We start from the raw sequence: 11980 nt of genomic DNA on the forward strand, positions 1-11980 counted from the left end.
TTACTTCGCCAGACCAAGCCGTGGGATTTCAATTGCCGGGCAGCGATCCATCACAACATTAAGCCCCGCCTCGCGTGCAAGCGCTGCGGCCGGTTCGTTTATCACGCCCAGTTGTAGCCAAAGTGTTTTAGCGCCGACGGCAATCGCCTCTTTCGTAACCCCCCATGCCGCCTCGGAATTGCGAAACACATCCACCATATCTATCTTTTCCGGCACATCCTCCAGGGTGGCAAATCCCTGCTGTCCGAGCAATGTTTTACCTGCCGCTTTAGGCGATACGGGGATTACGTGATACCCCTGCTTAAGCAGGTAATCCATAACGCGATAGCTCGGCCTGTCGGGGTTATCGCTGGCGCCAACCAACGCTATGGTGTGCGTCTGTTTAAGGATGTCTACAAGCTCGCGGTCGTTCATTACGCTCTCCTGATGTGGGATAAGCTAAGTGTAAGTCAGTTAAGTTATGTGCTCCAGTCCGCTGTTTTCACTTCGCTTTGCTTGCAGCCTGCTCCATATTCATTAAGCTGTAGCCAATTTTCTTTATTTCAGGAAAAAATATGGAACTGACCGTCCGAACCCTGCCCGCGCAAAAACATATCGCTCTGGTTGCCCACGATCACTGCAAAGATATGCTGCTGACGTGGGTTAAACGCCACAAATTACTGCTTGAAAAGCATGTGCTCTACGCTACGGGGACCACCGGTAATCTGGTGCAGCGCGCCAGTGGAATGGAGGTTAACGCCATGCTAAGCGGCCCGCTCGGCGGCGATCAGCAAGTGGGCGCGCTGATTTCAGAAGGGAAGATTGATGTGCTGATTTTCTTCTGGGACCCGCTTAACGCCGTGCCTCACGATCCGGATGTGAAAGCGTTGCTGCGCCTGGCGACAGTGTGGAATATTCCCGTCGCGACCAATGCGGCTACCGCTGATTTTCTGATTGAATCGCCGCACTTTAACGACAGCGTAGCTATCCAGATCCCCGATTATCCACGCTATCTGGCAGCACGCCTGAAGTAATTACGGCCTGCGCGCTACCGGTACATCGAGGCGCTTTAATATCTCCACAAAGGCCGACGGCTGGCGTTTGTTAAACAACAGCCATACCCGGTGGCGCGCGCGCGTGAGCGCCACGTACAGCAGGCGTCGTTCTTCTGCATCCGGGAAATCCTCCGGTTGCGGCAATAACGCCCGTTCCATGATGGTTTCACGCGCCGGCGCCGGAAAACCGTCCTGCCCTTCCTGTAACCCCACAACAATCACATAATCCGCCTGCTGTCCCTTGCTGGCATGTATTGTCATAAAATCGATAGCGAGCTTCGGCCAGCGCGTGGCCGCTTTCTCCAGCGCAGCCGGGCGCAAATAATGGTAGCGCGCCAGGACCAATACCCGCTGCCCGGGTTCCACGTAGCCGCTCATTTTGTCAAGCAGCGCATCCAGCTCTTCATCAGCAAGCAACGTAACCGCTTTTTTATCACCGCGCGTCAGGCTGTTGAGTGGTTTGGCCAGTTGATGCGGGTTTTGCTGAATAAAGCGATTGGCAACCTCGCCAATACGATCATTGAAACGGTATGTCGTATCCAGCGCACAGCTATCGCCTTGCCCAAAATGGTGTTCAAAAGCGGTAGTCAGCGTCAACGCCGCGCCGCTAAAGCGGTAGATGGCCTGCCAGTCATCGCCAACCGCATATAGCGTACTGTGGCTGTTTTGCCGACGTAACGCCGCCAGCAGCGCGGCGCGCTGCGGCGAGATATCCTGAAACTCATCGACCAGAATGTGTTTCCACGGGCTGATAAAACGCCCTTTATCAAGCACATTAATGGCCAGATGGATAAGGCCGGAGAAATCCACCGCGCCTTCGGCTTTCAGGGCCGCTTTCCATGCCTTAAGCAGGGGGGCCATGAGTTTAATGCGTTTCTGGAAGACCTCCTGTAGCGCCTGTGGGCAACCGGCAATCATATCGGCCTGAGAACCGCCATGCATGCGCATCAGCCCCAGCCAGCGATCCAGCCGCCCGGCTAACCGTTTTGCCAGTTGCTCATCCTGCCAGAATTCGCCCTGCGCGACGCGCCAGTTTAACTCCTCTTCCAGCCACAGCCGCCAGCCTTTAGCCTGCGCTTTTTTGTCCCGACATTGCTCGCGCCAGCAGTTAATCAACAGCGAATGGCGCGCCGCCGTGTTGCTTTCCAGCTCGCTGACGCACGGCGCCTTTCGGCCTCCCTGCTGGATAATATGCAACGCCAGCGCATGAAAAGTGCGGGCAGTAATATCGGACGTATGAAGGCGCTGGCTGATTCGTTCATTCATTTCCTCAGCCGCCTTACGGCCAAAAGCCAGCAGTAAAATTTGCTCAGCCGACGCCTCGCCGCGCGTAAGTAGCCATCCCGCGCGTGCCACCAGCACAGACGTTTTACCGCTCCCGGCGCCTGCCAGCACTAAAAGCGACGGCTCACCGTTTACGACCGCCCTTGCCTGCGAGGCATTCAGCGGTGAACGTTCAATTTGGTCAAAAAACGCCGCATACTGTTCCAGCATGCGGGCAGTAAAAGCATCATTAAACGCGCGCCGCTTCGCTTCTGCGTTATCGAGCCACTCAAGGCAGGCCTGCCAGGCATCCCGACAGTTATCGAATTGCGTCAGGCGTTCGGTTGGCAACGGCAACGCCGCCGCCAGCCCCCGTATCCGCTCCTGCAACGCCTGCAATTGCGCGCGATTGAGCCATTTTTCGCTCGTAGCGGCCAGCCCCAGTTCCGCCTGCAGGCTATTTAACACCCCGGCGGCAACCTCACTCATCTCAGCGCTCCAGCGTTGCCAGCTTTCGTGCAGGTGGTGATAAAAACGCTGGGTGGCGCTCCATTCAGTACCGTGCAGCCGCACCACCTGCCGCTGCGGCAGAATAAATTCCAGTTCTCCCCAGACCATGCCGCGCTTACAGTTAATTTCCAGTAGTTGATTGAAAGGAATGAGGTACTGGTGGCGCTCGCCTGATACTTCCACGCCAGCCGTAAGCAGCCGCACACGATTGTAGGGATGTTGAGCCAGATGTTTACCCAGGGCCGTTGCTTTCAGTTCCATACAGGTTCTGTACCCACTTTTGCGATTGCTCAGGAGGCCGCCATTTTACCCGTCAGAGGCGTCACGCTCCAGGCAAAAACGCGTTACAATCAGCACAATTAACGATTTTATATCGAAATCTGGTCATGCCGGGGAGATTATGCGTACTGCACTTAACATCCTTAATTTTGTTCTGGGTGGCTTTGCCACAACGCTTGCGTGGCTACTGACGACGCTTGCGAGCATTATTCTCATTTTCACCCTTCCGCTTACCCGTTCCTGCTGGGAGATAACCCGGATTTCGCTGCTGCCGTTTGGCAATGAGGCCGTTCATGTGGATATCCTCGAACCTGACAATAAAAGCGCGATACTGAACGCGGGAGGCACTTTGCTTAATCTCTTCTGGCTGGTGTTTTTTGGCTGGTGGCTGTGTCTGTTACATATCACCGCAGGCATTGCGCAATGTCTGTCGTTGGTTGGTATTCCAGTCGGTATTGCCAACTTCAAAATTGCCGCTATTGCGCTGTGGCCCGTTGGCCGACGCGTCGTTTCCATTGAAACCGCCCGTGCCGCCCGCGAGGCGAATGCGCGCCGCCGTTTCAATAAATAGCGCATAGAGGAACGCCCGTGCTCAAATTAAGCCCTTTGCTACGCCGCTACACCTGGAACAGCGCCTGGCTTTATAACCTGCGCATTTTCATCGCGCTAAGCGGTACAACCGCCCTGCCGTGGTGGTTAAATGAGGTAAAACTCACCATTCCGCTCACGCTGGGCGTGGTTGCCGCTGCGCTAACCGATCTTGACGATCGCCTGGCTGGCCGCTTACGCAATCTGGTCATCACATTAATGTGCTTTTTTATTGCTTCGGCATCAGTTGCGCTATTGTTCCCCTGGCCCTGGCTGTTTGCGCCCGCGCTGGCTGTCTCAACCAGCGGTTTTATTTTGCTTGGCGGGCTTGGGCAGCGCTATGCGACCATTGCGTTCGGGGCGCTGTTGATTGCTGTCTATACCATGCTTGGTATCTCGCTTTTTCACCAGTGGTATATTCAACCGCTTTTGCTGATTGCCGGCGCTATCTGGTATAACCTGCTTACGCTGACGGGCCACCTTATTTTTCCGGTTCGGCCGCTCCAGGATAAGCTGGCCCGCTGTTATGAACAGCTTGCGCACTATCTTGAACTAAAGTCACGTTTGTTCAACCCCGATCTCGAAGGCGAAAACCAGGCGCTGCTGGTTGAGCTGGCTATGGCCAATGCTCAACTGGTTGAAATACTCAATCAAACCAAAGCCACACTACTTACTCGCCTGCGCGGCGATCGGGGGCAGCGAGGCACGCGCCGGGCGTTGCACTATTATTTTATTGCCCAGGATATCCATGAACGCGCCAGTTCATCGCATATTCGTTACCAGATGCTGCGCGAAAAGTTTCGCCACAGCGACGTGATGTTTCGCTTTCAGCGTCTGCTATCCATGCAGGGGTTAGCCTGCCAACAGTTGGCGCGCTCGATACTGCTGCATGAGCCTTACCAGCATGATCCGCGTTTTGAGCGCGCATTTCTGCACCTGGAAACCGCCCTTGATCGTCTTCCCAGGGAGCTGACCACCGATGCTGACCGCGAAGCTATCCGCTTTTTAATTAACAACTTACGGGCAATTGACGCACAACTGACGACCTCTGAATCAGAGCAAGCGCTGGCGCAAGCGGATACGGATAACCGGCTTTCTGATGAAGACCTGCACAGTATTAAAGATATCTGGTTACGCTTGCGCGGCCATTTCACCGCAGAATCCGCCCTCTTTCGCCATGCGGTGCGTATGTCAGCCGTATTATGTACTGGCTATTTCTTTATTCAATTGACCGGCTTTCAACATGGCTACTGGATTTTGCTGACCAGCCTGTTTGTGTGCCAGCCTAACTATAATGCAACCCGCCGCCGGCTGACGCTGCGTATTATCGGAACGCTAATGGGCGTTGCTCTCGGCCTACCGGTGCTGCTGCTGGTGCCGTCAATTGAAGGTCAGCTTACCCTTATTGTGATTGCCGGCGTGCTGTTTTTTGCTTTTCGCAACGTACAGTACGCGCACGCGACAATGTTTATCACGCTACTGGTATTGCTGTGTTTTAACCTTTTGGGGGAGGGTTTTGAAGTCGCGCTGCCGCGTATTATCGATACCCTGTTGGGCTGCGCCATTGCCTGGGCCGCCGTCAGCTTTATCTGGCCTGACTGGCGCTTTCGCCGCTTGTCACAGGTCGTTTCTCGCACCTTCAGCGCAAACAGCCGGTATCTGAACGCCGTAATGGAGCAATATCGTTATGGGAGAAATAATCATCTTGCTTATCGTATTGCCCGCCGTGATGCTTATAACCGCGACGCAGAGCTGGCCTCGGTTGTGTCAAACATGTCATCGGAGCCTGATGCCACAGCGGCTATGCGCGAAACGGCATTCCGGCTTTTATGTCTGAACCACACGTTTAACAGCTATATTTCCACTCTGGGCGCGCACCGGGAAAAACTGGCTCACCCTGAAACGTTGGCATTGCTTAGCAATGCCGTTAGTTATATCGACAGCGCGCTTTATCATCAAAACGCCGATCAAAGCCGGCTGGTTCAGATACAGCGTGATATACTGTCGCAGCTTGAAAACGCTTCACCAACCCCGGGTAGTAAAGATCAGTTGGTCATTCAGCAGCTTGGCCTGTTAATAGCTCTACTGCCAGAGCTATCGCAGCTACAGCAGCACATTCGTTAATTCCCGGAGCGCGCCTTCTCCAGAGCGATTTGTTCTTTGACCCAGGCCTGTAATTCACGACGCGTTTGCATTGGCAGGACGGCTTCATGCTGCCCGGTAATGGCGCCGACCAGGGCAAAGAGTAGCTTCGCTCCGGCCCTCCGGTTAACCTTGCGAACCCGGATCCAAACCCGTTTCGCACCGATTCGATACAGCGCGTCAACATTGCGGATGCCTGCCAACAGCAGCATATTTTCAATACCGGAATTGATATTGGGAAGATCCTTTAACCTCCTGGCGCTCGCGCGCTGCGCCTTCTCTCGCCTGGCCCCCTCCAGCGCCTGTGCAGATAAACGCATTAGCTGTGGGGGATCCTGCCACAGTGAATCATCCACCCGATAATAGTTAAGTTGCACCGTGCGCCCGCGTTTCGTATATGAAAGCATCGGAAGTTTAGCCAACTGATAATATTCAGCGCTTTGTTCGCATGCGCGCAAATACATCTCGCCTTCTGCCACCATTGCAAAGATCGTATCATCAATGGAAAGGCTGTAACCTCCGAATAGCGCCCTTGAGCGAATTTCACCCAGGATAGAGAGACAGGTTTGGGCCTGCTTAATTTTGGCGTAGCTTTCATCCTTCATTTTTCTTCCTTAAAATCAAGGGGTAAATGATGCCTGCTCATTAATCGCTCCGTTAATTGTGAAAATAGGCAACTTCTCTTCGCGGAGCAATATGTAATTCACTGAAAGCGTCGATCCCGATCCAAAACTGCGAGGTGGTTTCAAAAATTCTGGTTGATCTTCATCCAGCCTGATATTACTGTACATACATACAGTGAACCACAGGAGTGGATACGATATGTATTTACCTGCTTATAATAAACATTCAAAAAATACGGCCTGGCCAGCAAAGCGCAGCGCAGTTTCAGCACAGGAAGGTCATTTTCAGGGGCTGGTAAGCGAAGTTATCTATAATGAAGAGCGTCCGCTGCTTACACAAACGCTGTTGTTGCCGCTTCTTCAACAGTTAGGACAGCAATCCCGCTGGCTGTTGTGGCTGACGCCGCAACGCAAGCTGAGCCGCGAATGGATACGCTCGACCGGGCTTCCGCTGAACAAAATCATGCAGGCGCCGGTCACGTCAGTAGAGACAATGGCAAACGCGCTTCGTACTGGAAACTATAGCGTTGTTATCGGCTGGTTACCGCAATTGTTAACCGATGCAGAGCACGATTTGCTTATAAGATCTGCCGAACAAGGACGAACAATCGGGTTCATTATGCGCCCTGAACGCATCCATATCTCAGGCGGAAGACCACGAACTGGCCTAAAAATTCATTCAACTTTGTATCATTAAGTAAATTTAGGAGTAATCCTGGTATTTTTTTTTACCCTGCCGCCATGTCACTGACAAAACGAGCAAAAGCACTGCCCACTAGGCTTCCATTCGTTTCCGGCAGTATCTTCGGCGTTTGTTTTTCGAACAAAAATGTAAAAAAAAATTTTTTTGCTTCGGTTTTTCCCAAACTTCGCACAGACTTCACACTTGTAAGTTTTGAGCGACGTTGTAGACTTTACGTCGCTGGGGTTGTTCATTGAAAAACCGTTGTGAACGGTAAAGTTATAACTGAGCATTAACACCAGTAAAGGATTTAGCCGCGGGCTTGTAAATTATCAGTTTAAAGCCCGTGGAATTTTTGGATGATAACGAGGCGCAAAAAATGAAAAAGACAGCTATCGCGATTGCAGTGGCACTGGCTGGCTTCGCTACCGTAGCGCAGGCCGCTCCGAAAGATAATACCTGGTATGCAGGTGCTAAAGCAGGCTGGTCTCAGTACCACGACACCGGCTTCTACGGCAATGGTTATGATAACGGCATCGGTAACGGTTCCACTCATAACAGCCAGTTGGGCGCAGGCGCTTTCGGTGGCTATCAGGTTAACCCGTACGTTGGTTTCGAGATGGGTTACGACTGGCTGGGTCGCATGGAATACACCGGTAATACTGAAAACGGCGCATTCAAAGCGCAGGGTATTCAGGCTACCGCTAAACTGAGCTATCCGATCGTTGACAATCTGGATATCTACACCCGTCTGGGCGGTATGGTATGGCGTGCAGACTCTACGGCTAAAAATGAGTTCGACAATCGCCTGAAAGATCACGACACCGGCGTTTCTCCGCTGTATGCAGCAGGTTTTGAGTGGGCGATGACGCCGGAACTCGCTACCCGTCTGGAATACCAGTGGATCAGCAACATCGGCGACGCGCATACCGTTGGTACCCGTCCGGACAACGGCATGCTGAGCCTGGGCCTGTCTTACCGCTTTGGTCAGGACACGCCGGCACCGGTTATTGCACCGGCGCCAGCTCCGGCTCCGCAGGTACAGACCAAGCACTTCACACTGAAGTCTGACGTTCTGTTCAACTTCAACAAAGCGACCCTGAAGCCGGAAGGCCGTCAGGCGCTGGATCAGATGTACACTCAGTTGAGCAACCTGGATCCGAAAGATGGCTCTGTTGTTGTTCTGGGCTTCACCGACCGCATCGGTTCTGACGCTTACAACCAGAAGCTGTCTGAAAAACGCGCGCAGTCTGTGGTTGATTACCTGATCTCTAAAGGCATCCCGTCTAACAAGATCTCTGCACGTGGCATGGGCGAATCTAACCCGGTTACTGGCAGCACCTGTGACAACGTGAAAGCTCGCGCAGCTCTGATTGACTGCCTGGCGCCGGATCGTCGCGTAGAAATCGAAGTTAAAGGCATCAAAGACGTTGTAACTCAGCCGCAGGCTTAAGTTATTAACTGATACAAAAAACCCCGCTCTATGCGGGGTTTTTTATGTGTTTCGTTGATTATTAATGATATCGCGCCGTTTGCGTTTAACCGCAGCGTCGCTACTGCCCCACTATTTTTTCCCAAGTAACGCCTGTAGATCGCCTTTTAAGGTCGACATCTGCACGGCATACTGCTCTTTGCGCTCTGCATCTTCAATAAGCTGTACAATGGTTTCCGATAACGTTGCGCCACGACGATGAGCAAGCCCCGCCAGCCGGTGCCAGACCAGGTATTCAAGATCGATAGATTTTTTACGCGTATGCTGGTGTTCAGCATTGAAATGGCGCTTGCGTCGTGCACGAATCGTCTGCTTCATACGATTCACCAGATCGGGATTCATATGGCTGTTAATCCACTCAGTCACCAGAACAGGCCGGTTTTCCAGACTGAGTAAATATTCCACAGCTTCTTTTGCTGCGCTGGCCTCAGGATAGCGAGTGATAGGTTCACCTTCCCGGTGTTTTTTTACCAGGTACTTCCATTTCCAGCCGCTTTCAAGATTTTCCAGTTGCTGATATTTCATGCTGATCTCAGGGTGACCGTGTAACCCCTTCAGGATAACAGTTTTTGTGGGCTTTGCTGAGGAGAAATAACAGGCTAACCTGGCCGTGCAAACTTAATGGCTTCAGGCTGCGCTCAGGCCGTGTGAAGAAGTATCATATCCTGTATAATCAGGCTTTTCGCCTTTAACCAAACGCAGAAAATTTTGACAATAAATCAACTCTCCTGGCAGGCCCTGGTTCCTGAAACGCTCATTTTTCAGGAGCAAAACGCGCAACCTGCGTCATCCGATACGGATATTTTTCAGCAGCTTCAGCCTCGTCTTTGTTATGGGTTGACGCAGCTTTTATCGCCTTACAGCCCTTCTGATTTCATGCTGGTGAAATGCCCCGCTACGCCAACGTATCTGTCGTTAATTGGCGCAACGGTACGAAAAATGCAGCCGGAAACAGGCTCGCTTTACGGCGGTCGCTACCAGGCGCAAAAAGGGAGCGTCACGCTACATCCCGTCACGTCGCCTGAAGACAACTTTGCAGCCTGCGGTGAACCTCAGGTGGCCGACTGGATAGAGCACGAACAATTGTTTGGCAGCGTTCGCCGCTATGCTGATGAAATCGATCTGAAACCCGGTCTGCTTCATCACGCGAACGGCGGCGTGCTGGTATTGTCACTGCGTACCGTACTGTTACAACCGCTGCTCTGGCTGCGTCTGCGGCAAATGGTGGCGCAAAAGCGTTTTGACTGGCTACCTGCGGACGAAGCCCGCCCGCTTCCGGTTAGCGTCCCCTCCCTGCCGTTACAGGTAAAAGTTGTCCTGTGCGGCGATCGCGACGCGCTGGCCGATTTTCAGGAAATGGAACCTGACCTGGCTGAGTTTGCGATTTATAGCGAGTATGAAGAAAACCTGCAAACTGATAACGATCCTGGCCCTCTGCTGCAATGGCGCGACTGGGTACAAAGCATAGCCAGCGCATACAATTTACCTTCTGCAAAACAGGATGCCTGGACGCCGGTAATACGCGAAGCCGTGCGCTATACGGGCGATCGCGAAACGCTGCCGCTGTGCCCGGAATGGTTATTGCGCCAGCTACGGGAAGTGGCGCCGCTTTGTGAGGCCGCCTTCTCCGGAGCGGAATTTACGCAAATGCTGGAGCAGCGCGCCTGGCGCGAAAATTTTCTGGCCGAGCGCATGCAGGACGAGATTCTGCTTAATCAGATTCTGATTGAAACCGAGGGCGAACGGCTGGGTCAGGTAAATGCGTTGTCCGTGATCGAATTTCCCGGCCATCCGCGCGCATTTGGCGAACCTTCGCGTATTAGCTGCGTGGTGCATTTCGGCGATGGCGAATTTACTGATATTGAACGCAAAGCTGAATTGGGGGGGAATATTCACGCTAAGGGCATGATGATTATGCAATCCTTCCTTATGGCCGAGCTTGAACTTGATCAACAACTGCCTTTCTCTGCCTCACTCACCTTCGAGCAGTCCTACAGCGAAGTGGACGGTGACAGCGCCTCAGCCGCTGAACTTTGCGCGCTTATCAGCGCCCTGTCCGGCGCGCCGGTCAACCAAAGCCTCGCCATTACCGGCTCAGTCGATCAGTTTGGGCGCATTCAGCCAGTCGGAGGAGTGAACGAAAAGGTGGAAGGTTTTTTCCGCATTTGCGAGCAGCGTGAACTCACCGGCAAGCAGGGCGTCATTATTCCTGCGGCAAATATTCGTCATCTGTCGTTACATCAGGATGTACTGGATGCGGTCGAGCAGGGCCAGTTTAGCATCTGGGCCGTTGAGCATGCGGTTGAAGCAATTACTTTACTTACGGCCCAACCGTGGGACGGAGAAGGCGAAAATACGCTGCTGCAGGCTATCCAGGAGCGTATTGCCCAGGTCAATCAGCAGGAGGCTCGTCATCGTTATCCCTGGCCGCTGCGCTGGCTCAACTGGTTCAACCACAACTGATCGGACTTGTTCAGCGTACACGTGTTAGCTAATCTGCGTTCTTCACTGTAATAAGGCTTACCCCAGAATGGTTGATAAACGCGAATCCTATACAAAAGAAGATCTGCTTGCCTCAGGACGTGGCGAGTTATTTGGGGCAGAAGGCCCTCAACTGCCGGCTCCCAATATGTTGATGATGGACCGCGTAGTAAAAATGACCGAAACCGGCGGCAACTTTAATAAAGGTTACGTGGAAGCGGAGCTGGATATCAATCCCGATCTTTGGTTTTTTAGCTGCCATTTTATCGGCGATCCGGTTATGCCTGGCTGTCTGGGCCTTGATGCCATGTGGCAGTTGGTCGGCTTCTATCTCGGCTGGCTGGGCGGGGAAGGCAAGGGTCGCGCGCTGGGTGTGGGTGAAGTTAAATTCACCGGCCAGGTGCTGCCAGGCGCGAAGAAAGTCACGTATCGTATTCACTTCAAACGCGTGGTGAATCGCCGTCTGATTATGGGGCTGGCTGATGGTGAAGTTTTGGTTGACGGGCGCGTGATTTATACCGCAACCGATCTTAAAGTGGGTCTGTTTAAAGATACGTCCATGTTCTGATTAGCGCTTTAATCATTACGCGTCAGAAAGGCGAAACCTCCGCAAAGCGGAGGTTTCTTTTTTAAAGAGACAGAGTCAGGCAAGTACTGCCCTGTCTTCCATGGCAGCTCGCCAGCCTCCCAGCCAGTGGGACCGCTGATTTAGTGCCTGATACGGACACATTTCCCTGGAGCGACCAGCAATGCCGGCCTGATAACCACGCTGATGGGCCCGATCCAGACGGTCTCGTTTTTGTCTCTTCATGCCTCGTTTCCCTCATTTTTGATCTGTGGAAAAAGAAAACAGCGGCTACAAATTATGCAGCCACAAATAAGAGAT

General features: G+C 52.9%; 12 protein-coding genes. 7 read left to right on the plus strand and 5 right to left on the minus strand.

Annotated features, from left to right (window positions below; genetic code table 11):
* Nucleotides 1–414, minus strand: coding sequence for a CoA-binding protein (locus JJB97_RS13340; RefSeq protein ID WP_238714489.1), 414 nt, complete (start codon nucleotides 412–414; stop codon nucleotides 1–3).
* Between the two features lie 140 nt (nucleotides 415–554).
* Here JJB97_RS13340 and mgsA point away from each other — a divergent pair, with 140 nt between their 5' ends.
* Nucleotides 555–1013, plus strand: a complete 459-nt coding sequence (mgsA, locus tag JJB97_RS13345) for a methylglyoxal synthase (RefSeq protein WP_238714490.1) — start codon at nucleotides 555–557, stop codon at nucleotides 1011–1013.
* Here mgsA and helD read toward each other — a convergent pair whose 3' ends face one another.
* Complete coding sequence (gene helD / locus JJB97_RS13350) at nucleotides 1014–3068, minus strand: DNA helicase IV (RefSeq protein WP_238714491.1); 2055 nt, start codon at nucleotides 3066–3068, stop codon at nucleotides 1014–1016.
* Between the two features lie 139 nt (nucleotides 3069–3207).
* On the opposite strand from helD, the gene JJB97_RS13355 reads away from it, so the two are divergent.
* Nucleotides 3208–3657 carry a YccF domain-containing protein gene (locus tag JJB97_RS13355; RefSeq protein WP_238714492.1) on the plus strand — a complete coding sequence of 150 codons (450 nt, stop codon included), beginning with the start codon at nucleotides 3208–3210 and terminating at the stop codon, nucleotides 3655–3657.
* 17 nt (nucleotides 3658–3674) lie between these two features.
* On the plus strand, nucleotides 3675–5798 hold the full coding sequence (gene yccS / locus JJB97_RS13360) for a YccS family putative transporter (protein ID WP_238714493.1): 2124 nt from the start codon (nucleotides 3675–3677) through the stop codon (nucleotides 5796–5798).
* Here yccS and JJB97_RS13365 read toward each other — a convergent pair.
* Nucleotides 5795–6421 carry a TfoX/Sxy family DNA transformation protein gene (locus tag JJB97_RS13365; RefSeq protein WP_238714494.1) on the minus strand — a complete coding sequence of 209 codons (627 nt, stop codon included), beginning with the start codon at nucleotides 6419–6421 and terminating at the stop codon, nucleotides 5795–5797. The two genes, yccS and JJB97_RS13365, sit on opposite strands and share 4 nt — an antisense overlap.
* Nucleotides 6422–6638: 217 nt before the next feature.
* Between JJB97_RS13365 and sulA the strand changes: the two genes are divergently transcribed.
* Nucleotides 6639–7136, plus strand: a complete 498-nt coding sequence (gene sulA, locus JJB97_RS13370; protein ID WP_238714495.1) for an SOS-induced cell division inhibitor SulA — start codon at nucleotides 6639–6641, stop codon at nucleotides 7134–7136.
* A gap of 364 nt (nucleotides 7137–7500) precedes the next feature.
* Nucleotides 7501–8574 (plus strand): porin OmpA, encoded by a 1074-nt coding sequence (gene ompA, locus JJB97_RS13375; RefSeq protein ID WP_238714496.1) that lies wholly within the window; start codon nucleotides 7501–7503, stop codon nucleotides 8572–8574.
* A gap of 111 nt (nucleotides 8575–8685) precedes the next feature.
* Here the strand turns inward: ompA and matP are convergent, their stop codons facing one another.
* Complete coding sequence (gene matP / locus JJB97_RS13380) at nucleotides 8686–9138, minus strand: macrodomain Ter protein MatP (protein ID WP_238714497.1); 453 nt, start codon at nucleotides 9136–9138, stop codon at nucleotides 8686–8688.
* A 183-nt stretch (nucleotides 9139–9321) separates the two neighbouring features.
* Here matP and JJB97_RS13385 point away from each other — a divergent pair, with 183 nt between their 5' ends.
* Together JJB97_RS13385 and fabA are read left to right on the plus strand one after the other, a co-directional pair.
* Nucleotides 9322–11076: an AAA family ATPase gene (locus JJB97_RS13385; protein WP_238714498.1), complete on the plus strand. Its 1755-nt coding sequence runs from the start codon at nucleotides 9322–9324 to the stop codon at nucleotides 11074–11076.
* A gap of 67 nt (nucleotides 11077–11143) precedes the next feature.
* Nucleotides 11144–11662, plus strand: a complete 519-nt coding sequence (gene fabA / locus JJB97_RS13390) for a bifunctional 3-hydroxydecanoyl-ACP dehydratase/trans-2-decenoyl-ACP isomerase (RefSeq protein ID WP_238714499.1) — start codon at nucleotides 11144–11146, stop codon at nucleotides 11660–11662.
* Nucleotides 11663–11737: 75 nt separating this feature from the next.
* Here the strand turns inward: fabA and rmf are convergent, their stop codons facing one another.
* Nucleotides 11738–11905, minus strand: a complete 168-nt coding sequence (rmf, locus tag JJB97_RS13395) for a ribosome modulation factor (protein ID WP_238714500.1) — start codon at nucleotides 11903–11905, stop codon at nucleotides 11738–11740.
* Nucleotides 11906–11980: the final 75 nt, after the last annotated feature.

Origin of the sequence: Tenebrionibacter intestinalis (genome assembly GCF_016632365.1) — a bacterium.
Classification (GTDB): domain Bacteria; phylum Pseudomonadota; class Gammaproteobacteria; order Enterobacterales; family Enterobacteriaceae; genus Tenebrionibacter; species Tenebrionibacter intestinalis.